We start from the raw sequence: 24,806 nt of genomic DNA, 5'->3' as shown, positions 1-24,806 counted from the left end.
GACTCCTTCGGTGAGCTGCGTTCTGCCCCACCTCAACCCGGCCCGGGGCACCCCGCAACGGGAGATCAGCCGAGCAGGAACTCCGCGCACCGCTCGCCGATCATCACGGTCGGCGCATGCGTGTTGCCCGACGGCACGGCCGGCATGACCGACGCGTCCGCGACCCGCAGCCCCGGCACCCCGTGCACCCGCAGCAGCGGATCCACGACCGCGTCGGGCCCGGTGCCCATCCGGCACGTCCCCACCTGATGGTGGTAACTGGCCAGGTTCCGCTTCACATACGCGGCGATCTCGTCGTCCGTCACCACCCCCGGCCCGGGCGCGACCTCCCGCGCCCGCCACTCCCCGAGCGCCTTCTGCTCCCCGATCTCCCGCGCCTGCTTGACCGCCGTCACCATCGCCCGCAGGTCGTACGGCTCCTCGAAGTACCGCGGATCGAGCGCGGGCGCCTCGCCCGGATCGGCGGACCGCAGCCACAGCCGGCCCCGGCTCAGCGTCCGGATCGTGCCCGGCGCGAGGCTGTACCCGTGCCCCTCCGCCGGCACGTCCTGTCCTACGACGGGCAGCGGCACGTGGGACATCACCGGCTGCAGGTCGGGGGCGGACAGCGCCGGATCGGTCTTCGCGAAGTACTGCGCCTCGATCTTGTTGGACGTCCCCGCCGGCACCGGCCGCGCCGACTCGTACACCACCGGGGCGAGCGCGTGATCGTGCAGATTGGCCCCGACCCCCGGCAGATCGGCGACCACGCCGATGCCGAGAGCCCGCAGTTCGTCGGCGGGTCCGATCCCGCTGAGCAGCAGCAACTGCGCCGAGCCGATCGTCCCGCCGGACAGCACGACATCGCCCGCACTCCGTACGGCGGCGGTCCGGCCGCCCTCGACGACCTCGACCCCGCACACGCGCCCGCCCCCGACGAGCACCCGGACCACCGGCGCACCGGTCAGCACGGTCAACAGCGGGCTGTCCAGCACGGGTTGGACGAACGCCGTCCACGCGCTGACCCGCCGCCCGTCGCGCACATTGAGGTGGAGCAGGTTGACGCCGAGGATCTCCTCGCCGTTGCAGTCGTCGTTGTACGGGATCCCGTACTGCTCGCACGCCTCCACGAACGCGACGGACACCGGGTTCGGCGAGTGGTTGCGGGTGACCGGCAGCGGACCGCCCGACCCGTGGTACTCCGAGGGGCCGTCCTCGAAGTCCTCCGAGCGTTTGAAGTACGGCAGGACCTCGTCGTACGACCAGCCGGTGGCCCCGTACCGGCCGGCCCAGTCGTCGTAGTCCGAGCGGTGGCCGCGGACGTAGATCATCGCGTTGATGGCGCTGGTCCCGCCGACGACCTTGCCGCGCGGCCAGAACACCCTTGTGCCGTCGGCGTGTTGCTGGGGTTCGGTGAGGTAGGCGTAGTCCTCGGGCGAGGTCCACAGCTCCCACATGCGGCCCGGGTCGTGGATGGCCGGGTTGTCGTCCTGGCCGCCGGCCTCGATCAGCAGGACGCTGCGGCCGGCGTCCACGAGCCGGCGCGCGACGACACAGCCGGCCGAACCGGCGCCCACGACGATGTGGTCGTATGTCTTCTGCAAGGCTTCCATGGCGGAAGAGTGCCGTCCGCCGACCGGCACGGCTTTCGCCGCGGTGCACGGGGAGTTGCCGCACTGAGCACGGTCACTGCGCCGCGCGGGCCTCGCTCGGGCTCATGCCGTACGCCGTCCTGAAGGCGTGGCTGAAGTGGGCCGGGCCCGGAAAGCCCCAGCGGCTGCCGATCGCGCCGACCGGGAGGTGGGCCAGGGCCGGATCGGTGAGGTCGCGGCGGCAGTGGGCGAGCCGCTGTTCGCGGATCCAGCCGGAGACGGTGTACCCGTGCTCGGCGAGGAGTTTGTAGAGGTAGCGCCGGGAGACGTGGTGGGCGGACGCGATCTGCTCCGGCGCCAACTCCGGGTCGTAGAACCGCTGTTCCATGTAGGCGAGGATGCGCCGGGTGAGCACCTCGCGGCCGTCGTCGGGTCCCCGCACCAGGTCCGCGCCGGTGTGTTCCGCGAGGAGGGTGCCGAGCAGATCGGCCACGTTGTCGGCCAGCCGGGGAGTGCCCAGCGACTCCAACTCGTCCACCTGGCGGGCCAGTCCGTACAGGAAGGGGCGCACGACCGTGCCGAGCCCGTCCCGGCACGACACCGAGACCGCCGTCACGCGTGCCAACTCCCGTTCCGGCAGCCGCAGCATGGCCCGCGGGAACATCAGGGCCAGACTGCGGCCGGGCCGGTCGGTGTCGAGGGTGTACGGCCTGCGGGTGTCGTAGACCGCCAACTCGCCCGGTTTCAGCTCGGCTTGGTGATCGCCCTGGGTGAGGACGCAGTGCCCGGTCAGCTGGAGGCTGACCTTCACGTGGTCGGACGCGTCCGAGCCGGCCGGGCGCCTGGTGCGTGCCGTGTGCGGCGGGGTGGCCACGACGGACACCCGCACCTCACCGACCCGCGCGATCCTCAACTGCGCGTGGAAATCGGGCCCTTCACGCGGCACGATCTCCAGCGGCACGAAGTTGCGGCTGACGATGTCGCGCCAGAACTCCAGCCGCGTCGCGGAGTTCTCCGCACGAGGCGTCGTGATCGAGGACATCCGCCGCTCCCCTCACCGCTCCGGCACCGGGCCCGAGGAGTGTAAGTCAGGAGGTCGGCCCCCTGTCCCGGTCGTGCTTCTACGAGGGTGCGCGCAGCGCGTCCACCGGTTCCATGCGGGCGGCGCGCAGCGAGGGGTAGAGGCCCGCGAGGAGTCCGACGAGGGCCCCGGCGAGCGGGGCGCCGAGCGCGAGCCGCAGATCGAGCACCGGCGTCCACTCCTTGAACACGGCGACGCACACCACGACCGCGATGCCCAGGGCCGCGCCGACGACCCCGCCGAGCAGCCCGATCGTCGTCGATTCGAGCAGGAACTGCCCGGCCACCTGCCGCCGGGACGCGCCCAGCGAGCGCCGCAGCCCGATCTCGCCGACGCGTTCCATCACCGTCACCAGGGTCACATTGGCGATGCCGATCGCACCCACCACGAGCGAGACCAGCCCGAGGACGAGGAAGAGACTGTTGGTGTCGTTCTGGACCCCGGCCCGCGCCTTGGACAGGTCGGGCGGCGCCTCGACGGAGAGCGAGTCCTGGTGTCCGGGCGCCAGCGCGATCGGTGCCTGCCGCGCCACCTGCTTCGCCGCTCCCAGCGCGGTGTCGACCAGCACTCGGGTGATGTCCGTCAGCCCGATCCGGTCGGCCGCGGTGGTGGGCGGCACCATCACCGCCGTGGACAGCCGCTGCTCGCGCCGGATCCCGCCGAGGATGCCGATCACGGTGTACGACTGCCCCTTGAAGAAGACCGCCGGCGCGTCCTCCACCCGCTTGATGCCGAGCAGCTTCGCCGCCTGGTCGCCGAGCACCACCACATGGTCGTGCCGTGCGATGTCCCCGGAGTCGTAGAACCGCCCCGCCGTCATCACCCCGTGCACGGCGGCCGGCAGCCCCGCCGAGGCGGCGAGCACGGCGAGGGTCTGGCCGGACATGTCGCCGGGCGCGGTCACGTCGTTGGACCGCACCAGCACGCTGTCCGTCGCGTCCGAGTCCGCGAGCGCCGCCACCGCCACCACACCCGCCAGCCGCCCTACGGCATCGGTCCCCGACCACGGCACCAGCGGCCCGGCGTCCTCCTCACCGGGCAGCGGCGCCGGCACGGTCACGGTCACCGAAGTAGCGGTGAGGGCGTCGAACCGGCCGACGATCTGGTTGCCCGCGGTGGACGCCACCCCGATGGTGATGACGAGCGTGGTGATGCCGAGGACCGTGCCGAGCGTGGTGAGCGCGGACCGCACCGGCCGGGCGAGGACCCCCGCGAGAGCCTCCGTCCACAGGTCCCGCGGATCCATCCAGGGCCGCTCGACCAGCCCTTTTCTCCCTGTCACCGGTCCTCCGTCGTGAGGCGCCCGTCGGTGATCCGGACCCGGCGGCCCGCCCGCCGGCTGACCGCGTCGTCATGGGTGATCACGACCAGGGTCATCCCCTGGGCACACAGGTCGTCGAAGAGCTCCAGCACGGAGAGGGTGTTCTCGGTGTCCAGGTTGCCGGTCGGCTCGTCGCAGAGCAGCAGCGCCGGATCGCTGAGCAACGCCCGTGCGATGGCGACCCGTTGACGTTCACCACCGGACAGCCGATCGGGCCGGAAACCCACCCGGTGCCCCAACCCCACCTGTTCCAGCGCCAGATGGGCACGCGCGAGCCGCCCGCCGCGCCCGCGTTCGGGACGCGGTCTGCGGTAGGCCTCGGCCAGCATGACGTTCTCGTCGACCGTCCGGTACGGCAGCAGATGGAAGGACTGGAACACGAACCCGATCCGGCTCCCGCGCAACGAGGTCCGCTCCAGATCCCCGAGCCCGGTGGTCTCCACCCCGTCCAGCCGATACGACCCCGCCGTGGGCCGGTCCAGCAGCCCGAGCGTGTTCAGCAGCGTCGACTTCCCGGAACCGGACGGGCCGACGATGGCCAGGTGTTCGCCGCGCCGGACGGTCAAGTGGACGTCACGCAGGGCGTGCACGGGCGGTTCGGAGGGGAACGTGCGCTCCACACCGGTGAGTTGGATGACGGTGTCCGTGTCCACCACGGTGGCGGTCACTCGCCCACCACCACCCTCTCGCCCGCCTTCAACGTGCCCTCGGCGGGCTTGACTTCGACGATCCCGGCGGCGGAGAGCCCGACGGTGACATGGACGTCGGTCACGGTGCCGCCGTGCTCGACCTGGACCCGGGCCCGCCCGTCGGACGAGGTGTGGATCGCGGCCATCGGCACGGTCAGCACCTTGCCGTCCGAGGCACCGACCTTGATGGTCACCTTCACGGCGGCCCCGGCCTCCCCGGCGAGCGGCCCGGGCTCCGGGACGGTGATCCGCACCTGGACCGCGGCCGTGGAGTCGGAGGTGGAGGCGGAGTCGGTCTCGCCGGTGGCGGAGGGGGCCGTGGCGGAGGAGCCCGTGCCCGAGGACGACTCGGAACCGTCCGCCACGACGCCCACCGTGCCGGTCGCCGACTTGCCGTCCGCCGTGGTCAGTTGGGCGGTCATCCCGTGCCGCAGGAGCTGTGCGTCCGTGCCGGGGACGGCCGCCTGCACCACCACGTCGGAGCTGGTCACCGTGCCGATCTGGCCGGACGGGGTGTCGCCCGTCTTCACGCTCACCTTGTCCAGCCGCGCGGGCAGCTTCGGCAGGAAGACGACCTCGCCGGCCGGGACCTTCGTACCGTAGGTGGCCTTGAAACTGCTGAGCGCGTCGTTCGCCAGATCCAGCGCCTTCTGGGCGGACTTGACCTGGATCTTGTGGACCTGCTGATCGGTGCTGGACTGCGGACTGGGGGAGGCGGAACCGGTGGCGGGGGAGTCGGTGGTGAGGAGCGCCTCCTGCGCGGCGGAGACGGCCTGTTCGAGCGAGCCGAGCTGCTGCTGATCGGCGGGGCTCGGCTCCTGGGCGTCGTACCCCTTGCTCTTGTACCAGGCGGCGACGGCGCCGGCGGTGCCCTGCCCGTACGTCCCGCTGATCGCGCCGGGATCGAACCCGAGGCGCTGCAAAGCTTTCTGAAGCTGCGTCACATCGTCGCCCGAAGTGCCGGGCCCCAGCGCGCGGTACATCGGCACGGAGCCGCCGAGCGCGAACACCGGGCGGCCGTTGACCGTCATCAGTACGTCGCCCTCCTTGATCTTCGTACCGGCGACCGGCGCCTTGGTGACCCGCTGCTCGGCACCCTCACTGCCGTCCGACCCCGAGGACGCGCCGCTGCCGACCGGCCCGGCCAGCGAAAGAGGCCGCGGCGAGGCGAACTCGACGGACCCGGTCGCCACCACACTCGCGGTGAGCGACTGCCGTACGACCGCCACGGTCACCGGCCCGGCCTTCGGCGCCGTATGCGAGGCGGCGGCGTCCGCGGGCGACTGCACCTGCGTCCCGGCGAACCACCCGCCGGCCCCGACCAGCACCACGGCCCCCACGACGAGCCCAAGTCGCCTACGACCGCTGCCGATCCGGCTCGTGCCTTCCCCCTCCGGGCGGCTCATCCGTCCTCCCCGTAGTACGGCTTGGCCTTCTCCTCGGGGAAGTACGCGGCGCGGAACTTCTTGCCGCAGTCCAGGTCCTTCAGGGCGATGTCGATGTCCTTGTTGAGGAGGGGCAGCGCGACGTCCTTGCTCATCGACATGAAGTTCTCCGGCAGCTTCCGGGAGATGTCGAGGCGGACCATGTCGACCATGCCGGTCGGCTGGGTGGTGGAGACGGGGATGCCCTGCCCGGTCAGACAGGTCGCGAACTGCTGGGCGAGCTGGACGAGTTGGGGATCTCCGTTGAGCGCGAGGCCGTTGGCGTGGTTCGAGGCGTCGCGGGCCTTCTCCGCGCTCTTCTGGGCCGCCGCGCTGAGCGCCGGCCCGTGCGCCGCGACCCGCCCGGTCTCCGAGCAACCGCCGGGCTTCTCCTCGGCCTTGCTCTTGGCCGGGGGACCGTTCAGCGCGATGTCGTACGCCTTCTTCTGGGCGTCGGTCAGCCCGTCCTCGTCGTGGTCCACGGGTGAGGTCCGCTTGGCCATCGCGGCTTTGCTGAAAGGGACGTTGGGGTCGTTCGGGTAGACGGCGCCGGCGTAGTACCCGAAGCCGTACTTCTGCCGGAACTGCTTCGCCCGCGCGTAGTCCTCCCCGTCGACCGCCGCGAGCGGATCGGCCGCCGCCGAGGTCCGCACGTACGGGGTGTAGGTGAAGCCCTGCTTCTTCATGCAGACCGCGATGGCGTTCTCCTCGATGTACTGCTGCTTGGTCGCCTCGTCCACGCCGTCCGGGACGGTGAGTTGTACGGCGCCGTTGGCCGTGGTCGTGGTGGCGGCGCCGGATCCGCCGCCCGAACTGCCGCTGGACGCGGCCGACTTGGCGCCTGCGCCGCCACTGTCGCCGCCACCGCAGGCGGCGAGGAGGGGCAGCAGGCCGACGGCGAGTGCGGTGACCAGGGAGCCACGGATGTCGGTCATGCGCGTTATGCGTGTCATGGGAGTTCCGGGTGGATCAATTTTGGGCATGCTCATGCCACTCTTCCTGTCAGGGTTGATCAAGATGTGTGCCAGGGGTGCGTCAGCTCAGCCGCCGGTCTCCTTGACGGCGTCGAAGATGCGCGGGTCGGTGGCCAGTTGGACCAGTGGAGTAGTCGTCCACGGACCGCCGCGGCTCCCGCTGTCGGTGGCCTCGTCGAGCGAGCCCGCGATCACCTGTACCGACCATCCGCCCGAGGTCAGATAGGTGGCACCGGTCGCCCAGGAGTCCTTGTCGCGGGGGTTGCTCGTCTTGGGCAGTGCCGCGTCGGACACGTAGTAGAGCAGCACGCTGCCCGACCCGTGCCTGGTCAGGGCGCACCTGTAGATCAGGCCGTTCCACGGCGAGGCGAGCACATGTCCGGTGCCGTCCAGGCAGGCCTGGGCCCGGGGGGCGTACGACGGGTCCACGGCGGTCCGGCTGACGCCCACGTAGACGTCGGTCACGCTGCCGTCGGCGGCGGTCACCCGGAAGTAGCGTCCGGGCCGCAGGGGCCGGCCCGGATTCCCGGCCTCGATCTCCGCGCCGTCGCCCGCGGGCAGGACCGACCGCAGCAGCTCCAGCGACGGATACCAGACCGTCGGCTCCGCGGCGGGCAGCGTCGGCGCGCTCTGCGGCCGGGGCGCCAGCAGCGCGTGCCCGCCGAGCGCGAGCACCCCCGCCATGACCGCGGCGCTGACGGCCGCCCCGACCCGCCGCCGCCGACGCATCCGCGTGCCGCGCACGACCGCGCCCGGCACCAGATCCGGCATGGGCGGCTCCGGCCCCGAGCCCAACTCACCGAACACGTCGATCAGTTGGGACTCGTACGCGAACTCGTAGGCGTACGCATCCGCGTGCTTGTCCGCAGCCGCGGGCGAGTCCGCGAACTGGTCGGACTGGTCACCGCCCTTCCCCGCCATGCTCACCACTCCGCCCGCAGATAGTCGGTGCCGGTTCCTGTCGAAGGTCCTGTTCCGGGTCCTGCCGCTCCGCTCCCGGTTCCGAAGTCCTTGCCGAAGCCGTCTTCGCCGAAGTCCTTGCCGGAGTCGGCGAGGATGCGCCGGAGCGTGCCCAGCCCCCGGGAGGTCTGGCTCTTCACCGTGCCGACGCTGCACCCCAGCGCCGCCGCGGTGGCCTCCACGCTCTGGTCCTCCCAGAACCGCAGCACCAGCACCGCCCGTCCGCGCGGCGGCAGCTGCCGCAGGGCGTCCAGCAGCGTCAGCCGCAGATCCGGGTCCGAGGCCGGGGCCACCACGTCCTCCTGGGGTGTCCCCGGCCGCTCCCACCAGCGGCGGCGCCGGGTCTCGTCGATGAAGGTCCGGTACAGCACCCGCCGGGCGTATCCGTCCGGCGACTCCAACTGCCGCACCCGACGCCACACTGCGTACAGCTTCGCCAGCGCCGTCTGCGTCAGATCCTCGGCCAAGTGCCAGTCCCCGCACAGCAGATGAGCCGAACGCCGCAGATGCGCCTGCCGACTGCGCGCGAAGTCGTCGAAGTCCAGCCCGCTTTCGACGACACCGCCGGCACCGGAGACGTCCTGCCCGGCCGGCGTCCGGATCACAGGCCACCTCCACCCGGCACCGGCGCGGTGCGCGGTGCGAAGTACTTCATGCCTGAGGAACGGGCATACAGGAGTGGGAGGTTGTCACCTCCCGAGAAATTTCTTCAACGCACCCCCGACTGGACCCCGCTCCCACCCCGACCGGCCTGGCCGACCACCCCACCGGCACCGGAGGAGAACCCGTTCGCTCCTCCGGCTTGACGGCCGCCGGTAGAAGCTTGACGGCCGCCGGTAGAAGGAGGCGCTCATGCCCTGCGCCAGGCGCTGAGCAGTTCATCGGGGCCGTACGCCGCCTGGAGACCAGAACGACTGGTCCCGTTGCGGGAGACCGCCACGAGCGGTAGCGGCTCGTCGGTGATCGCCGCCCGGTGCTTCTGCAGCGCGGCGAGGTCGTGGCTGTCGAACGCGGAGCTCTCCAGCCACTTGATCGAGCCGAGGAAGAGCAGGTTCTTGGCCACAGGCTGCCTGTCCGCGCCCACCAGGTCGATTTCGACGTCGTTGCTCCGGGTCCAGTACCCGCCGATCGCCGGGGCGGCGGGCAGGAGCTCGTCCGGCAGGAGACGGGCGAGGGATTCCCGGACCAGGGGCTCGATCGCGCGGCCACGCCAGCTCGTCCACTGCTCCCTGACCCGGCTCAGCGTGAGATCTCCCCGCATCCGCTCGATCTCCGCCATGTGCGGATCCAGGAACGCGAGCCAGAACCGGAGGTAGGGGTCGGCCACGCGGTAGCGGCGTTCCTTCGACGGCCGCAGTGAGAGGGGCAGTTCGGCGGCCACCACCCGCTTCTCGGTCAGGACGTCCGTGGCCCGGGTGAGAGTGGTGTGGGCGATGCCACCGGCGGAGCGCGCGATGTTGGTGAAGGTTCGTTCCCCGCTACCGATGGCCCGCAGGACTTCCCTGCTCATCGCCTGGGGCGGAAACTCCGCAGCCAGTGAGCGCTCGGCGGAGACCAGCAGCGCCGAGATCGGGTTGTCCAGCGAGTCGCGGAGGAACTCCCACACATCGGCTCCTGACCGCCACTCCGCACAGATCAGCGGGAGACCGCCCGTGATCAGGGCGGCATCGAAGGCGGCCGCCGACGGAAGGTCGAGCATCTCGCCGATGTCTGCCGGGTTCAGCGGCCCCACGACCATTTCCCGGCCCCGCTGATGGAAGGGACGGTCGTAGCTGTTCAGCGCCTCCATCATCGACAGGTCGGAGCCGACCAGGAGGAGGAGCACGGGTTTGCGGCTGAGCAGCCGGTCCCATGCCCGCTGGAGCGTGCCCTCGAATGCGTCGACGCGGTCCATGAGACAGGGAACCTCATCGATGACGACCACGCTCGGGCTGTCGTCGGGCAGGATCTCCGCAAGCAGCCTGAAGGCGGCGTTCCACTGCCCCGGGGTCTCCTCCGAGAACAGTTCCCGCTCCGGGAGAGTGGATCTGGCGACGGCGTCGAGCAGCTCCGTCAGCTCGTCCTCCGCCGTGCCGCCCGCCGCGGTGAAGAACAGGTACGGCGTCTCGGTGCGCCGGAGGAATTCCTCGACGAGGCTGGACTTGCCGACCCGCCTCCGTCCGCGCATGAGGATGCACTGGCCTGGTTTCGCCGACCCGACGGCAGCGTGAACCGACTTCAAGGCGTTGCCGAGCGCGGTCAGTTCTCGGTCCCGCCCGATGAAGCGACCCATGACAAGCCTCCCACGGGTGATGGTATCGCTGGAGATAGTATCTCTGTCGATACCATTACCCCTTTCATTCGGGGACGACGCTCATGACGCTGTGGATGCGGGAGAGGGTGAAAACGCGCTCGGCGTCCCGCAGGTGGCACCAGGCTTCGAGGTAGGGCGGGTCGAGCATGAGGTGGCTGAGAGTACGCACGGTCCGGCTGCCCGAGGTGGCGACGTACTCGACGGTGATGGCCTGACCGGCGTCGATGGCATGAGCGAGCTGGCGGATGTCGCTGTACGGCAGGTGCTTCGCCCACCCTGCGACGATCTCTTCGGTGTCCGTGGCGAAGGGAACTCCTCCGTCGAACGGTGCGGGCTCGGATGAGGCCGGCGGGGCGGCCAGCAGTCGGGTCGCCAAGGTGTTCGGGTCGACGGCGGCGGGTGCCTCCGCGCGCGTGGCAGCGATTCGGCCGCTGTCCCTCGCGTGGCTGCCACGGGGAGTCGGAACGGGAGTGGCCCGCCGAGGCCGGGCTTTCTCGATGCGTACCGTGCCCTCGGCCGTCTCGGCGACAGGGGCGTATCCCTGGGCCCGGAGCGCCGCGAGGGTCGTGTCGACCGGGCTGCGGCTGACGAGCACCGTCGGCGCCAGCTGCCGCAGTCCGAGCTTGACGAGCCCTCGGTGGGCGGCGAGCTCGGCCAGGAGCGCGGGCTCGTCTCCGTGGAGCACGCAGGCGGCGGGGGTGACGCGCACGCGTCCGTGGCCGCGGGCGGTGTCGGCGATCAGGTACGCCAGCGGTTGTGGCAGGGGTCCGGTGGCGACAGCGGCCAGGTCGGCTGTGATGTCCTCGGGGACGCGGCCTGCATCCAGAGCCCGGCGAATGCCGCCGGCGCTGAACCGCCACACCGACGCCGTGCCGCTGGTCTCGCGGTCGGCGACGGAATCCAGGAGTGCGGTCAGCCGCGCGGACGGCGTGCCGGTGACGACGGCGGTGAGGTCGGTGCCGATCCGGGCCATTGCCGTGGCCGAGGGGAGCAGCCGCCGGCACTCGACGCTCAGGCCCTCCGTATGGCCGGTCCGCAGGTGGATGCCGAGGGCGGACAGGGCACCCCGCGCGAGGACGCCGAGGAGCTCGGCCTCACGGATCACGGCGGCGAACGGCGTTCCGTCCTGGGGTGATGAGTCGGCGAGCGGGCGATGCCAGGCGATCAGCGGCCCCAGATCCGAGGCGACGCTCATGCCCTGACCGGCCGGGAGCCGCGCGGCTGCGGCCAGCAGCCCGAGGCGGGCCTGCACGCAGCCGCCGCAGGGAGCTGCTCCCGCGACGGCGGGGAGTGCCTTGTTGTCCTCGTCGCGCGCGTGAGTGGGGGTGAGCGGCAGGTTCTTCCATGCCTGGAGCAGCACGGCGAACTGCTCAGGGGGTTCCTGTTCCGCCCAGGCGTCGTATGCCTCGGTGGGGGCCACGCGATCGCCGTCCCGGCTCAGTAGCCCGGCGGCGTACGAGGTCTCCAGGGTGAGGCGTACGACGGCGTCGTCGGCCTGGGCCGTCTTGCCGATCCGGGCCAGTTCACGTGCGCCGATCCCGCCGGACTTCAGCCGGGCCGGTGCGGTCGCCGAGCAGGCTGCCAGGACCGAGGCGGCATGGGCCACGAAGGCCGTTGCCGCAGCCGATGCCTCGCGATCCACCTCCGCCGGGGTGACGGACGCCGGCCGGGGGCGCGGTGGGACGGGCTCGAACGGGGCGTGCCAGCCGGGCCCGCGCAGCGTGAGTGCCACCTCGGCGGGCATACGGACCGGACCGTATCGGTGACGGTCCTGGATGAGAAGCCCTCGGTCCAGCGCCCATCGCGCGCCCGGTTCGAGGCCGGGTCCGGGAGACCCGAACACGATGAACTGCGGCTGCCTCGCAACGGCTCGCGCCAGTCGTTCGAGCAGTTTCCGGGCAGTCGCGGGGGCCTTCGCGACCACGGAGGCGATCTGCTCAGGATCGCTGTGGTGTTCCACCAGGGCGGCCAGTCGCTGTGCCTTGGTTCCTGGCGGCTTGACGCTCAGTGTCGCCAGCATGCCGCGCAGTTCGTCGGAGGGCGTACTGGCCAGCAGCCTTTCCAGTGGAGCATCCAGCCCCAGGGGCATGTCCCATGCCTGCGACAGCGGTCCCGCCATACGGAGCTGACCTGCGCCGTCCGGCCAGACCAGAGCGTGATCGGCCAGCACCTCCAGCACGGCGTCCAGTTGACGAGTGGCCTCGTCGTCCACAGCTCCCAGCAGCTTCGCCAGGGCCTCGCGGGACGCGGATGCCCCCAGCGCCGCCAGAGCCTCGGCCACTTGGAGGTGCGGCAGCGCGAGCCGTGGCAGGACCAGCGCCACCGATCCCGGGCGCTGAAGACGATCCGCCAGTTCCCCCACCGAGCGCGGCTCCGGAAGGGACACGGCGTCCCGCCGTGTCCCGAGCACGCGGGCCAGACGAGAGCTGTCGAGGCTGCCGAGCCATGCCGCCAGCGTTGATCGGGACTTCATGCAACGTGTACCTCGTCAGACCAGGGAGCTTCGTAGCGGGGCCGGGTTCAAGGATGGCGTATCCCCGTGACCTGCGGGCACCGCAAGGGGCAGGTTCCCTTGGCGGGCGTCGGCGGCTTGTGGGCCTCCTCAATTGCGGCGTGAGAGAGCCGACGGGTCGGCGACGACGACCGGTCTGGTGCCCAGGTCCGGCATTCCCGGCGCGGTCGACATGGTGTTCGCCGCGAGCGACGGGTCCCGCACCGGCGCCAGATCCACCGGCCAAACTCCGTCCGCGTCGCATGTGCCGGACGTGCCGGACCGGGCGGGGTGCGAGGCGTCGGCTGAGCGGCTGCGCGTTTCTTCAGATGTGCTTCCCGTGCGGCCGGCAGGGGACCCGACGATCGGGCCGCCGCGGACGGGCGCCTCACGGGTTCTGCCGGGGGGCGACGGGCGGCATGGCCTCTGCTTCGCCGCAAAACAGCGCACGATTTACCGATCTTTGTGAAAATATGTTCCGAATAGGTAGATATGGCCATCGACAGGGATGCGCGAGACAGCCATGACACGACCGCGCAGTGCAGTGAGGGCAGCCGTCTCCTTGGTGCTGGCCGGGACGCTGGTCCCGGCGTGCGGCGCCGGTGGCGGCGGGAGCGGCTCCACCACGTTGACCTGGTCGATGTGGGCCGGCGGCAGTGAGGAACAGAAGGTCTGGCAGCAGCTCGCGGACCGTGTGTCCGCCGCGGACCCGCAGGTGAGGATCAGGCTTGAGACCTCGCCGTTCAACGACTACTTCACCAAGCTCGGCGCCCGTCTCGGCGGCGATGGAGCCCCCTGCATCGTCTCGATGCAGTCGCTCCGAACCGCGGGATACGCCCAGGGCATGCGGCCGCTCGACGATCTGATCGCCAAGAACAAACTCGATGTGTCGGACTTCGACAAATCGATCATGCAGGGACTGAGCTTCGACGGAAAGCAGTACGCGCTGCCGTACGACCTCGGCCCGGTGATCCTCACCTACAACAAGGACCTGTTCCGGAAGGCGGCGGTACCCGAACCGAAGCCGGGGTGGACTCTGGCCGAGTTCGAGTCGGACGCCCGCAGACTGACCCGGGACGGGAAGTACGGGTTCGCGGCGTCGACGATGGATCTGTGGATGTTCCCCATGGTGCTGACCAGGACCGGGGCACAGCCCACCGACGGCGCGGGTGACCTGCGGCTCACCACTCCCGCCATGACGGCGGGCGTGCAGTGGTACGCCGATCTCGTGGCCACGAAGAAGGTCGCCCCCCTCCTGCCCGGTGTCGATCCCCCCTTCGCCGAGACGCAGTTCCTCAACGGCCAGGCGGCCATGGGCGCCAACGGGCCGTGGGCGTTGCTGGGCCTGAAGAAGGACGCCGGCTTCTCGCTGGGCCTGGCCACCCTTCCGGCGGGCCCCAAGGGCACCAGGACGTACTCGGCCGGTTCCGGGTTCGGTATCTCCAAGGCGTGTCCGCACCCGGAGCAGGCGTTCAGGGCGATCACGCTGATGACCAGCCGGCGGCAACTGGAGCGGCTCGCCGAGGTGGGGCGTGCCTATCCGTCACGGAAGACGGCACAGCACGCGTGGTACGAGAACGCCGACATCCCCGGCGCCCGAGCGGTCCTCGAAGCCGCCAACGCCACCGCGATCCCGCTGCGCACGACGGACGACTGGGACCGGGTCACCAAGCTGCTCAACCAGTACGGGGTCAGCGCCTTCAACGGGGCGACATCCGCGAAGCAGTACCTGGAGCAGGTACAGGCACAGGCCGGACAGGGCTGAGCCGTGGACGAGCGGGCCGAGAGGGAAGCGACCGAAACCGTGGCGGGGTGCCGGGCCGCGCGACGGTCCGGCATCCGGCCGGCCCTCCAGAGAGGAACACATGATCCCGTTCCTGACTCCGCTCAGGAAGGCGGCGCGTCTCACCGGGCCGCCGCCGTCGCAGCCCGTCTGGGCACGCGGGCGGGAAGGCCGCCTGGCCGCGGTGTTCACCAGCCCGAGCATCATCGGCCTGACCGCGTTCACCGTGTTCCCCGTCGGTATGTCCCTGGTGATCGGCCTGTACCAGTGGCCTGCCTTCGGCGCGCCCTCCTTCGTCGGCCTGGACAACTACACCGAGTTGCTCGGCGACCCGGTATTCCGGCGGGTGGTCCTCAACACCTTCCTGTTCGTCGTCCTGTACGTGCCGATCAACATCGTTGTCTCACTGGGGCTCGCGGTGTGGATCTCGCCCCGGGTCCGGGGCAGGCAGCTGTTCCGGGTGCTGTTCTTTCTGCCCGTGATCACACCGATGGTCGCCAACGCCGTGGTGTGGCGGCTGATCTACCAGCCCGACGGTCTGATCGACAGTTCCCTGCAGTCGCTCTTCGGCGTGAACGCGCCGAACTTCCTGGGCGATGAGAACTGGGCGATGGCGGCCGTGGTCGCCATGAGCGTGTGGCAGGGCTTCGGATACAACATGCTGGTGTTCTCCGCCGCCCTGGACGCCGTGCCGCGGTCGCTGACCGAAGCGGCGCTCCTCGACGGGGCGGGTCCGTGGCGGCGGTTCTTCCATGTGACGCTGCCGCTGGTGTCACCGGCCGTGTTCTTCGGCTCCACCATGACTCTCATCACCTCCTTCCAGGTGTTCACCCAGGTGTTCCTGCTGACTTCGGGAGGACCGGGAATCTCCACCGAGACGGTGGTCCTTTACATCTACGACGAGGGCTTCTCCGGTCTCCGGTTCGGGCTGGCCTCCGCCGCGGCCTGGGTGCTCTTCGTCGTGATCCTGTGCGTCACCGCGCTGCAGTTCGCCGGGCAGCGGAAGTGGGTCCACTACGATGCGTGACGCGACGAACGGCCGCGCCTCGCATCGGTCGCGGATCATCCGCGGTGTCGTGTCCCATGTGCTGCTCATCCTCGTCGCCGCCGGGTTCATGGTCCCCTTCGGCTACATGGTGGCGACCTCCCTCAAACCGGCGGACGAGGTCTTCACCACTCCGCCCAGGCTGCTGGGGTCGCAGATCCGCTGGCAGAACTACGGCGACGTGCTGGACTTCCTGCCCTTCGGACGCTTCGTGCTCAACGGATTCCTTGTCGCGTTCTGCGGAACGGCTGTGGTCGTCGTGGCCTCCAGCCTTTCGGCGTACGCCTTCGCGCGCCTGCGCTGGCGAGGCAGGAACACCGTCTTCCTGGGCTTTCTGATGACCCTGATGATCCCCCAGGAGGTCCTGGTCGTGCCGATGTACATCCTGATGCGCTGGCTGGGATGGGTGGACAGCTACCAGGCGCTGATCCTTCCCTGGGCGTTCACCGCGTTCGGTACCTTCCTGCTGCGTCAGTTCTTCCTCACGGTTCCCCGCGAACTGGAGGAGGCGGCGTGGATCGACGGCGCCGGAGTCGTCCGCGGCTTTCTGCTGATCATGCTCCCGCTGGCCCGCCCAGCACTCGCCGTCCTCGCCGTCTTCACCTTCATCAGCTACTGGAACAGCTTTCTGTGGCCTCTGATCGTCATCGACAACGTCGAAGCGAAGGGCACCGTCCCGGTCGGGCTCAACCTGTTCTTCGGCCAGCAGGGCAGCCGGTGGAACCTCGTCATGGCGGCCTCCGTGATGTCCATGGCGCCCACCGCGCTGCTGGTGCTGCTGCTGCAGAGGCATCTGGTCCGCGGCATCGCGAGCACCGGGCTGGCCGGACGCTGAGACGGGAGGCACTCATGGCACCTTCACCGGGGACGGCGGGCCGGGAACACCGGCTGCGCCTGTTCTACGACAAGCCGGCCGAACAGTGGCTCGAAGCGCTCCCGGTGGGCAACGGCCGCCTCGGGGCCATGGTGTTCGGCGGCGTACGGACGGAGCGTCTCCAGCTCAACGAGGACACTCTGTGGGCGGGCGGACCGTACGATCCCGCCAATGCCGAAGCCCTGCGCGCCCTCCCGCGGATCAGGGAACTGGTCTTCACCGGGCAGTGGCAGCGGGCACAGGATCTGATCGACGCGAGCTGCCTGGGCGATCCGGTCGGGGAGCTGATGTACCAGCCGGTGGGTGATCTGCGGCTGGGGTTCGCCGTGCACCCGGCGGTCACCGACTACGAACGCGAGCTGGATCTCGACCAGGCCGTGGCGCGTACCTCCTTCACCGCGGGAGACGTGCGCCACACCCGCGAGGTCATCGCCTCCGCACCCGACCAGGTCGTCGCGGTCCGGCTCACGGCCGACCGGCCCGGCGCCGTCTCGTTCAGGGCGAGGTTCGACAGTCCGCAGCGGTACGAGGTGTCCTGCTCCGGAACCGACCTGGTGGTCGCCGGCCGGTCCGGCGACGCGGAGGGCATCGCCGGCCAGGTGCTCTTCCGTACCCTCGTGAGAGCGATGGGCGAGGGCGGCACCGTAAACAGCCGCGACGGCGTCCTGACGGTCACCGGTGCGGACGCGGTGACCCTGCTCGTGTCGACGGCCACCAGCTACGTCGACTACCGCGACACGAGCGCCGATCCGGCCGTCCGGGCGAGCCACCATCTGGCCGCCGCTGCCGAGTTGTCCTGGCAGACACTGCTGAGGCGCCATCGTGAGGACTACCAGCGCCTGTTCCACCGGGTGAGCATCGACCTGGGCGGCGGTGGGACGGCGGCGCTCCCCACCGATCAGCGGGTGGCACTGTTCCGCGACGACGACGATCCGCAGCTGGCCGCGCTCTACTACCAGTACGCGCGCTATCTGCTGATCTCCTGTTCCCGGCCGGGAACCCAGCCGGCGAACCTCCAGGGCATCTGGAACGACAGCATGACCCCGGCCTGGGGTTCCAAGTACACCATCAACATCAACACCCAGATGAACTACTGGCCAGCGGACCCGGCCAATCTCTCGGAGTGCTTCGAGCCGCTCTGCGACCTGGTCACCGACCTCGCCGAGGCCGGCCGCCGAACGGCCGCCGTGCAGTACGGTGCCCGGGGCTGGGTCGCCCACCACAACACCGATGCCTGGCGGGGCACCTCCATGGTGGACAGCGCACTCACCGGCGCCTGGCCCAGCGGCGGCGCATGGCTCAGCGTGATGCTGTGGGACCACTACCTGTTCACCGGCGACGAGGACGCTCTGCGCCGCCACTATCCGCTGATCAAGGGTGCCGCCCGGTTCTTCCTGGACACGCTGGCCGAGTATCCCGGGCACGGCTGGCTGGTCACCAACCCCTCGATCTCGCCCGAGATGCCGCACCACCGGGAGCTGAACACCACGGTCTGCGCCGGTCCGACCATGGACACGCAACTGCTGCGGGACCTGTTCGCCGCCTGCACACAGGCCGCCGCGATCGTCGGCAGGGATCACGAGGACGGCGCGTTCCTGGCCGAGGTGTCGGCGGCCCGCGCCCGTCTCGCCCCCATGCGGGTCGGCCACCTCGGCCAGCTCCAGGAATGGATCGAGGACTGGGACGCGCTGGCCGAGACGAACCACAGGCATGTCTCGCATCTCTACGGACTGCATCCCGGCAACCAGATCACCGAGCGTGACACCCCGGAACTGTGCCGGGCCGCCCGCAGGACCCTGGAACTGCGCGGGGACGACGGGACGGGCTGGTCACTGGCCTGGAAGATCAATCTGTGGGCACGACTTGCGGAGGGTGACCGTGCCTACAAGCTGCTGGCGGACCAGCTGACCCCCCGGCACACCGCTCCCAATCTGTTCGACCTGCACCCGCCCTTCCAGATCGACGGCAACTTCGGCGCGGTCTCCGGGATCACCGAGATGTTGCTGCAGAGTCACGCGGGCGAGGTTCATCTGCTGCCCGCCCTCCCCACACGCTGGCCGCACGGCAGTGTACGGGGCCTGCGTGCCCGCGGCGGGCTGGAGATCGACCTGTCGTGGCACGGCGGCCGGCTGCGGCGGGCGGTCCTGCGTGCCGCCCGGCGAGGCGAGATCAGACTTCGTACGGCGGATCCGGTGACCGTGCACGGACCGTACGGGCAGCTGCGGCTCTCCCGTCCGGAACCCTCGGTGGTCGTCTTCCTGCCCGAACCTGGGGCCGAGTACCGGATCGATTGCAGCTGACCCTCAGAAATCCAGATCGTCCAGGCTTTCCAGATCCCCCAGGCCAGGTTCCGTTTCGGGCAGCGGGCGGCAGGGGCCGGTGCTGGCCCGGATGGAGAGCAGGGAGGTCAGCACAACGCGCCGGAGAGGCGCGTCGGGCGAGGTGAGCCGTTCTACCAGCAGGTCGACGGCTGCTTGGCTCTGCTCACGGGCGGGCACGTCGGCAGCGGTGAGCTTCGGGTTCGCCTGCTCCGCCCAGCGGCCGGCCGCGACGCCGACGAGCGAGAAGTCGCGCGGGACGCTGCGGCCCGCCCGCGTCAGTCCCAGGGAGATGCCGCCCAGGGCCGCCTCGTTGAGCGTGACGATCGCGGTGGTCGCCGGGTCGTCCCGCAGGATCTGCTCCAGGCAGGACTCGCCCGAGGCGGGGTCGTCCTCGCAGAAATACGCCTGTCCGCTGAGCCCCAGTTCCGCGACGGCGTCGGTGAACCCCGCCAGGCCGAGCACCGCGGACTCGTATCCGGTCCCGAAGAGCCAATCGGGCCGGTTGACGAAGGCGATCCTGCGGTGCCCGAGGTCGGCCAGATACCGCACGCACGCGCCGGCCATCGCCGCGAAGTCCAGTCTGACCCAGCTTGACCGGTCCGCTTGCGGGTTGTAGCCCACGGTGACGAAGGGGAAGTGCGCCTCCGCGAGCGCGTCGATCCGGTCGTCCTCCGGGACCCGTGTCTCCATGATGATGACCCCGGCCGCCCGCCGCTCGCCCAGCAGCCGCTGGAACGAGGCATCGGCGGCATGGCTGCTGGGGGAGAGCAGGAGGTCGTAGCCCTTGCGTGCGGAGGCCACGGTGATCTCGCCGATGAAGTCGTGCTGCATCTGGGTGTAGTAGCCGTCGGGCCCGGAGGGTGCGTAGGACAGGGCGAGTGTGCCCTTCCAGCCGGTTTCGGCCGTACTGGTGCTCGAGTCGGCCCGCGTGCCGGGGGCGGTCACTGGATCGCGCGGCTGCCGTTGCACGGTCAGCTCACCGAGAGGGTCTGTTTGGCCCAGATGGTCTTACCCAGGGCGGTCTGGCGGGTACCCCAGCCCTGGGCAAGCTGAGCGACCATGTGCAGCCCGCGTCCGCCTTCGTCGAAGTCGCGGGCGCGGCGCAGATGGGGGGCGGCGCTGTTTGCATCGGAGACCTCGCAGATCAGGGTCCGGTCGCGGATCAGTCGCAGTCCGATGGGGGCGGAGCCGTACCGGATGGCGTTGGTGACCAGCTCGCTCACCAGTAGTTCGGTGACGAACGACATGTCCGCAAGGCCCCAGTTGGTGAGTTGGCGGGAGACCTGGGACCGTGCGACAGCGACGATCGCGGGGTTGGCGGGCAGGGCCCAGGTGGCGACCTGGTCGGTGTGCAGGGCACGGGTGCGGGCAAGCAGCAGGGCCACATCGTCGGGCGGGCGGTCGGGCAGCAGCGCTTTGAGCACGTTGTCGCAGGTGGCCTCCAACGAGGGGGCGGGGCCGGCCAGGGCCTTGCACAGCAGTTCCATGCCGATGCCGAGCTCCTGGCCGCGCGCTTCGATCAGGCCGTCGGTGTAGAGGGCGAGCAGGCTTCCCTCCGGAAGTTCCACCTCGGTGGCCTCGAACGGCAGGCCACCGACGCCGAGCGGAGGCCCTGGCGAGAGCCGGACCAGGGACACGGTGCCGTCCGGCAGCAGGATGACGGGCGGGGGGTGACCGGCGCTGGCGAGAGTGCAGGTGAGGGAGACCGGGTCGTACACGGCGTACAGGCAGGTGGCGCTGCTTTCACCGCTGTCCGGTGCGTTGTGAGCACTGCCGGTCTCGTCCGCGGTGACGTGCGTGACCAGGTCGTCGAGGTGGGTCAGCAGTTCGTCCGGGGGCAGGTCGACGTCGGCGAGGGTGCGCACCGCGGTACGGAGCCGGCCCATGGTGGCCGAAGCGTGGATCCCGTGACCGACCACGTCGCCGACGACCAGGGCCACCCGGGTGCCGGACAGCGGAACCACGTCGAACCAGTCGCCGCCCACCCCGGCCTGGCTGCCGGCCGGCAGATAGCGGAAGGCTGCCTTGACGGCGGCCTGCTCGGGGAGTCGCCGCGGCAGCAGGCTGCGTTGCAGGGCGAGCGCGGTGCGGCGTTCACGGGTGTAGCGGCGTGCGTTGTCCACGGAGACGGCGGCTCTGCCGGCCAACTCCTCGGCGAGCAGCAGGTCGGTCTGGTCGAAGGGGGCCGTTCGCCGGCGGCCGAAGACCGCCACACCGAGCGTGACCTCCCGGGCCCGCAGCGCAACCGCCATGACCGAACGGATGTCGTGCCGCGCCATCCACCGGCTGAATTCGGCGTCCTCACCCCTTGCGAGCAGCGGCTGTCCAGTGGCGAGGGAGCGGGCCGGGGGTGAGGACGGGGGGTAGGCGACGATCTCCCCGAGACGGACGGCGGCCTCCGCAGCCGGGGCGTCGGCCGTCTCGTCGGTCGTCTCGTGCGCGATCCGGCGCAGGACCATCGCCGAGGCGACCGGCTCGTCTCCTCGGAGCACGTCGTCGAGCAGGTCGACGCTGACGAAGTCCGCGAGCCGGGGCACCACCAGCGCGGCCAGTTCCCGCGCGGTGCTTGCCGCGTCCAGGGTGGTGCCGATACGGGAGCCCGCCTCGTTGAGCAGTGCCAGCCGCTGCCGGGCCCGGTGTTGCTCGCTGGTGTCGAGCGACACGGCACCGACGCCGCGCACCTCGCCGCGGACCGGATCCCTCACCGGCCACATCTCGACGACGGACGCGCTGCCACGGTCGGCGGACTCCTCGTCCGCGCAGACCTCGTGCCGCATTGGTATCCCCAGCTCGGCCACTTCACAGATGCGCCGGCGCAGCTCAGAGCCGATGCCGACCTCGGCAGTACCCCATTCCTCGGACGCGGCCTCGTTCATTCTCGGGTGACGCAGCTCCCGGTCGAACACGGTCATGGCGACCGTGGACTGTGCGAAGGCCCAGTCCAGCATCGTCGGCCAGTCGTACGCGGGCCCGTCGGAGTGCGGTACGGCGGTCACCAGATATTCCTGCGGTCGACCGTCGTCCTCCATCCGCCGACGGATGCCCAGCGCGAGATCGACGCGGTGGCCGTCGCGGTGACGAAGGGCCGCGGTACCGCTCCACTCCCGCGTGCCGGCCATGGAGCACCAAGCCGTGTCGGGGAAGGCGGCCTCGGCGAACAGGCCCGCCGCGGTGTGCCCAACGACCTCCGCGGCCAGGTACCCCAGCAGTAGCTGGGCGCCTTCGCTCCAGCCCGTAATGATCCCCTGGGCGCTGAGAGTGGCGGTGCCTGCGTCGAATGGACCCGCCTGGTCACCAGTGGCTCCCCACCACTCGGTTCGTTCGCTTCCCATGGTCATTCACGATCATCCCGCCCTGCGGAGACCATCCTTTTAATATCTCATTCTATAGCTTATTCCAACAAACTTCCCATATAGGGTCGGAGTCGACCCCTACCTCCGGGAGCCCCGCACCGGGTCCCCGGCCGCCGTACGCGCGATCCTGGGCTGCTGGGCGATCGAGACTGCTGAACGGATACGGATCCCACCGCTGACACAGGCGGTTGGAAGGGTGCCAGCATGTCGGAGTACGAGCGGGAGCCGGCCGAAGCCCAGCGAGAGCACTTGGCAGACCCGTGGCGAGCACCCCACCAGGTACGGCGAGCAACCGTTCGAGCCAGCTGCCCCCCCGCGCCCTGGTCGACCACCTCGCCGAGGGCTGGATGCTTCAGGAGGTCCACCCCTTTGAGGAGGGCGGCCTGCCGCCGCAGACTGTGGCGGGTCACCCAGCCGCGCCACGGTGAACCAGATCACTGTGAACCGAGGTCCGCCTTGAACTGATGCACCCAGGTCTGGCGCGGGAACTCAACCGCGGGCATGCCGACGGTCAGGGGGTGCCGACGCCGGCCGGACGGCCTGAAGCAGCCACCATGCCGTCGGCCCCGCACTGGTCGCCGTGCTCGACCCATGCGGCCCACCGCGACGGGAAACGGCTGTCCTGCGGCCGGGCCGAGTACCGGTCGAACCACTCCGGCGCCACCAGCCAGTCCCCGGCCGCCTCGGCAATCTGGTTCAGCGCCGCTGGCAGCGTCTCGACCACGAACTCCAGTCGGCTCAGGCCCCTGGTCACGGCCAGCCCGTGGGTGGCGTCCGTGCGCTGCCGCTTGCCCGGCTTGACCAGCCCGGCCTCCCCGGCAGCGGTCAGCACCGCGTCGAACACCGCCTGCCCGCATCCGACTCGGCCGGCCGGGCCCGGAACTCGCTGAGAACGGAGAAGTCGAACCCGGTATCGGCGAGCTCCAGCGACAGGGCGTACGTCCAGTCAAGCCGAGAACGGACCGCGCGCGCGGCCTGCAGGTGGGTCACCGTGATGCCCTCGGCCAGGAGCCAGTCCCGCATCGCCGGCAGCCCGGGGGTCAGGCGGGAGAAACTGATTCACGTGCTCGAATCAACACGTCCGGATGCCTGACGGTGGACCCCCAGCGTCCTACTGAGACAAGGGCTCCGGATCGCACCAGTTTTCGGCGGCGTCCGCCGGACGGCCACCCACCGATTTTCACGCCCACCGGGTGGAGCCGTCGGGCCCCCGGTTTACTGAGACGGACAACGACGAAGGGCCCCACCGCGAACGGTGGGGCCCTTCGACATCGTGCCCGGTGAGGCACTGGCGGAGGATACGAGATTCGAACTCGTGAGGGGTTGCCCCCAACACGCTTTCCAACTGTGGTGGTGGGGTGTTGGGGTGTGTGCGGTGGCGTTCGCCTGGGTTCATAGGAGGCTGCTCTGTGTGCAGGTGTGGGCTTGTGGTCTCGTCTGAACGTTCGCGAACGTCGGTGAATGAGACGGAAACTGAGACGGTGGCGACCGGCCGGACGCAGCAGCGGCATGTCTACGAAGTGCAGCCGTGCCGAAGCACTCGGCGGCATCTTCACCCTCATACCCAGTGCCCCCAACGCTACCGTCCTGGAACTGACGGCCGCCGATCCGTCCTAGACCGAGGCGAACCGGGCGAACGCTGAGCAGCGGTCCCCTCGTCTGGGTATGCCTTTGAGGTTCGCACCGGGAGGGCACATGCTGATGAATCTGCTACCGGGACTTCGGGATGTCCGAGCCCCGCTTTCAGCAGGATGTATATGGCTTCTGACGATTTGGTTAGTCCTTGCGGATCACGTGCCGACACGACAGGAAGCTCGCGGTGTGTGGGCTTCGCTGTACCGCATCAGCGGCTTGATCGGCTCCTCCGGGCTCCTTGCGGCAGGCGCCTTCCTCGCCTACCTCATCGGTGCCGTGCTCGCAGTCCGTGTAGTGACCGTCAACGCTCATGAAGCGCCGAAGACCTTCCGGTTCTGGGAATCCCGATCCATCACACCCCCGCTGTCCAGGCTCGCGCTTGAAGACCTGACTGTGTTTCTCCGGGCGAACGACACGGTGCCGAAGCCTGATCCACAAGCCGAATTGAGCGCTGAGGGCAGGCGTGGTCAGCGTGATGTCGTGAATCTTGCTGTTCGCAAGATTCTCGGCGAGACCAGGCAGCTGCGCACCAAGCTCTTGCTGGCCAACGCCGATCTCTTCAATGAGTACGATCGCGCCGTGGCGGAAGCTGAGTTCCGTAAGAACGTAGCCATTGCCGCCTCAGGGCTCGGCGCTGTGCTCATCTGGTTGCACTCCCCATTGTGGGGACTGCTCTTCCTCTTCACCGTCAGGCTCTACCGCGCCGGAGTGGTGAGCGAGCGAGGGGCCAACGAGGTCATCGTTCAGGCAGTGGTGTCGGGGTTGGTGACGCCGGCCACGCTGAGCGAAGCCTCGGGAGTACCCGCTGTGCCCGCCGGATCACCGCATTAGGCCTGGCAGATGGTCATGGGGAAGCTGTGCAGTTTGCGGATGAGCGGGTCTGCCAGTGCATCAGTACCACCGGGTTGTGCTCTCAGCTTGGGAAACATGGGTGACCCAAGGCGGAAACCTTGCTGACCTGCGGCACGACTGTGTCGACGCCCGGTGGCGG

Annotated in this window: 20 protein-coding genes; 5 read left to right on the top strand and 15 right to left on the bottom strand. The window is 70.0% G+C overall.

What is annotated here, in order from left to right; translation table 11 throughout:
- Positions 1–65 precede the first annotated feature (65 nt).
- The 11 genes from OH768_RS25700 to OH768_RS25650 form a co-directional block, all read right to left on the bottom strand.
- Entirely contained in the window at positions 66–1,592 is a 1,527-nt protein-coding gene (locus OH768_RS25700) for a GMC family oxidoreductase (RefSeq protein WP_406457336.1), read from the bottom strand.
- A gap of 73 nt (positions 1,593–1,665) precedes the next feature.
- The gene (locus OH768_RS25695) at positions 1,666–2,613 is read right to left on the bottom strand and encodes a helix-turn-helix domain-containing protein (RefSeq protein WP_406457334.1); all 948 of its coding nucleotides are present in this window, start codon (positions 2,611–2,613) and stop codon (positions 1,666–1,668) included.
- Positions 2,614–2,692: 79 nt separating this feature from the next.
- The gene (locus tag OH768_RS25690) at positions 2,693–3,934 is read right to left on the bottom strand and encodes an ABC transporter permease (RefSeq protein WP_406457332.1); all 1,242 of its coding nucleotides are present in this window, start codon (positions 3,932–3,934) and stop codon (positions 2,693–2,695) included.
- Positions 3,931–4,641, bottom strand: a complete 711-nt coding sequence (locus OH768_RS25685) for an ABC transporter ATP-binding protein (protein WP_406457330.1) — start codon at positions 4,639–4,641, stop codon at positions 3,931–3,933. The genes OH768_RS25690 and OH768_RS25685 overlap by 4 nt, the downstream gene beginning before the upstream one ends.
- Entirely contained in the window at positions 4,638–6,068 is a 1,431-nt protein-coding gene (locus OH768_RS25680; RefSeq protein ID WP_406457328.1) for a peptidoglycan-binding protein, read from the bottom strand. The genes OH768_RS25685 and OH768_RS25680 overlap by 4 nt, the downstream gene beginning before the upstream one ends.
- A complete protein-coding gene (locus OH768_RS25675) occupies positions 6,065–7,021 on the bottom strand; it encodes a hypothetical protein (RefSeq protein ID WP_406457326.1) in 957 nt (318 codons plus the stop codon). Before OH768_RS25675 ends, OH768_RS25680 begins: the two co-directional genes overlap by 4 nt.
- 105 nt (positions 7,022–7,126) lie before the next feature.
- Entirely contained in the window at positions 7,127–7,981 is an 855-nt protein-coding gene (locus tag OH768_RS25670) for a hypothetical protein (protein WP_406457324.1), read from the bottom strand.
- 2 nt (positions 7,982–7,983) lie between these two features.
- Positions 7,984–8,625: a SigE family RNA polymerase sigma factor gene (locus tag OH768_RS25665; protein ID WP_406457322.1), complete on the bottom strand. Its 642-nt coding sequence runs from the start codon at positions 8,623–8,625 to the stop codon at positions 7,984–7,986.
- A gap of 245 nt (positions 8,626–8,870) precedes the next feature.
- Entirely contained in the window at positions 8,871–10,292 is a 1,422-nt protein-coding gene (locus OH768_RS25660; protein WP_406457320.1) for an ATP-binding protein, read from the bottom strand.
- A 64-nt stretch (positions 10,293–10,356) separates the two neighbouring features.
- Entirely contained in the window at positions 10,357–12,786 is a 2,430-nt protein-coding gene (locus OH768_RS25655) for a helicase C-terminal domain-containing protein (protein ID WP_406457318.1), read from the bottom strand.
- Between the two features lie 129 nt (positions 12,787–12,915).
- Positions 12,916–13,044, bottom strand: a complete 129-nt coding sequence (locus OH768_RS25650; RefSeq protein WP_406457316.1) for a hypothetical protein — start codon at positions 13,042–13,044, stop codon at positions 12,916–12,918.
- A 283-nt stretch (positions 13,045–13,327) separates the two neighbouring features.
- Here OH768_RS25650 and OH768_RS25645 point away from each other — a divergent pair, with 283 nt between their 5' ends.
- The 4 genes from OH768_RS25645 (at position 13,328) to OH768_RS25630 (ending at position 18,806) form a co-directional block, all read left to right on the top strand.
- Complete coding sequence (locus OH768_RS25645) at positions 13,328–14,569, top strand: ABC transporter substrate-binding protein (protein WP_406457314.1); 1,242 nt, start codon at positions 13,328–13,330, stop codon at positions 14,567–14,569.
- 100 nt (positions 14,570–14,669) lie between these two features.
- The gene (locus OH768_RS25640) at positions 14,670–15,614 is read left to right on the top strand and encodes a carbohydrate ABC transporter permease (protein WP_406457312.1); all 945 of its coding nucleotides are present in this window, start codon (positions 14,670–14,672) and stop codon (positions 15,612–15,614) included.
- Positions 15,607–16,467, top strand: coding sequence for a carbohydrate ABC transporter permease (locus tag OH768_RS25635; protein WP_406457310.1), 861 nt, complete (start codon positions 15,607–15,609; stop codon positions 16,465–16,467). The genes OH768_RS25640 and OH768_RS25635 overlap by 8 nt, the downstream gene beginning before the upstream one ends.
- 14 nt (positions 16,468–16,481) lie before the next feature.
- Positions 16,482–18,806, top strand: a complete 2,325-nt coding sequence (locus OH768_RS25630; RefSeq protein WP_406457308.1) for a glycosyl hydrolase family 95 catalytic domain-containing protein — start codon at positions 16,482–16,484, stop codon at positions 18,804–18,806.
- 3 nt (positions 18,807–18,809) lie between these two features.
- On the opposite strand, the gene OH768_RS25625 is transcribed toward OH768_RS25630, so the two are convergent.
- The 4 genes from OH768_RS25625 to OH768_RS25610 all read right to left on the bottom strand — a co-directional run bounded on the left by OH768_RS25625 (position 18,810) and on the right by OH768_RS25610 (position 23,203).
- Positions 18,810–19,796 (bottom strand): LacI family DNA-binding transcriptional regulator, encoded by a 987-nt coding sequence (locus tag OH768_RS25625; protein ID WP_406457306.1) that lies wholly within the window; start codon positions 19,794–19,796, stop codon positions 18,810–18,812.
- Positions 19,797–19,798: 2 nt separating this feature from the next.
- Positions 19,799–22,159, bottom strand: coding sequence for a SpoIIE family protein phosphatase (locus OH768_RS25620; protein ID WP_406457304.1), 2,361 nt, complete (start codon positions 22,157–22,159; stop codon positions 19,799–19,801).
- A gap of 532 nt (positions 22,160–22,691) precedes the next feature.
- Positions 22,692–23,012 carry a hypothetical protein gene (locus OH768_RS25615; RefSeq protein WP_406457302.1) on the bottom strand — a complete coding sequence of 107 codons (321 nt, stop codon included), beginning with the start codon at positions 23,010–23,012 and terminating at the stop codon, positions 22,692–22,694.
- The gene (locus tag OH768_RS25610; protein WP_406457300.1) at positions 23,006–23,203 is read right to left on the bottom strand and encodes a transposase; all 198 of its coding nucleotides are present in this window, start codon (positions 23,201–23,203) and stop codon (positions 23,006–23,008) included. Before OH768_RS25610 ends, OH768_RS25615 begins: the two co-directional genes overlap by 7 nt.
- 798 nt (positions 23,204–24,001) lie before the next feature.
- Between OH768_RS25610 and OH768_RS25605 the strand changes: the two genes are divergently transcribed.
- Complete coding sequence (locus OH768_RS25605; protein WP_406457298.1) at positions 24,002–24,646, top strand: hypothetical protein; 645 nt, start codon at positions 24,002–24,004, stop codon at positions 24,644–24,646.
- The last annotated feature ends 160 nt before the right edge of the window (positions 24,647–24,806 follow it).

It is taken from the genome of Streptomyces sp. NBC_01622 (assembly GCF_045209635.1).
Classification (GTDB): Bacteria; Actinomycetota; Actinomycetes; order Streptomycetales; family Streptomycetaceae; genus Streptomyces.
This window is presented reverse-complemented; position numbering and strand designations above follow the sequence as displayed.

Bases quoted from the DNA above. Each gene is read 5' to 3' on its own strand.
- OH768_RS25700 (WP_406457336.1), bottom strand. From the start codon at position 1,592: ATGGAAGCCTTGCAGAAGACATACGACCACATCGTCGTGGGCGCCGGT.
- OH768_RS25695 (WP_406457334.1), bottom strand. From the start codon at position 2,613: ATGTCCTCGATCACGACGCCTCGTGCGGAGAACTCCGCGACGCGGCTG.
- OH768_RS25680 (WP_406457328.1), bottom strand. From the start codon at position 6,068: ATGAGCCGCCCGGAGGGGGAAGGCACGAGCCGGATCGGCAGCGGTCGT.
- OH768_RS25675 (WP_406457326.1), bottom strand. From the start codon at position 7,021: ATGACCGACATCCGTGGCTCCCTGGTCACCGCACTCGCCGTCGGCCTG.
- OH768_RS25670 (WP_406457324.1), bottom strand. From the start codon at position 7,981: ATGGCGGGGAAGGGCGGTGACCAGTCCGACCAGTTCGCGGACTCGCCC.
- OH768_RS25660 (WP_406457320.1), bottom strand. From the start codon at position 10,292: ATGGGTCGCTTCATCGGGCGGGACCGAGAACTGACCGCGCTCGGCAAC.
- OH768_RS25655 (WP_406457318.1), bottom strand. From the start codon at position 12,786: ATGAAGTCCCGATCAACGCTGGCGGCATGGCTCGGCAGCCTCGACAGC.
- OH768_RS25645 (WP_406457314.1), top strand. From the start codon at position 13,328: ATGACACGACCGCGCAGTGCAGTGAGGGCAGCCGTCTCCTTGGTGCTG.
- OH768_RS25640 (WP_406457312.1), top strand. From the start codon at position 14,670: ATGATCCCGTTCCTGACTCCGCTCAGGAAGGCGGCGCGTCTCACCGGG.
- OH768_RS25635 (WP_406457310.1), top strand. From the start codon at position 15,607: ATGCGTGACGCGACGAACGGCCGCGCCTCGCATCGGTCGCGGATCATC.
- OH768_RS25630 (WP_406457308.1), top strand. From the start codon at position 16,482: ATGGCACCTTCACCGGGGACGGCGGGCCGGGAACACCGGCTGCGCCTG.
- OH768_RS25620 (WP_406457304.1), bottom strand. From the start codon at position 22,159: ATGGGAAGCGAACGAACCGAGTGGTGGGGAGCCACTGGTGACCAGGCG.
- OH768_RS25610 (WP_406457300.1), bottom strand. From the start codon at position 23,203: ATGCGGGACTGGCTCCTGGCCGAGGGCATCACGGTGACCCACCTGCAG.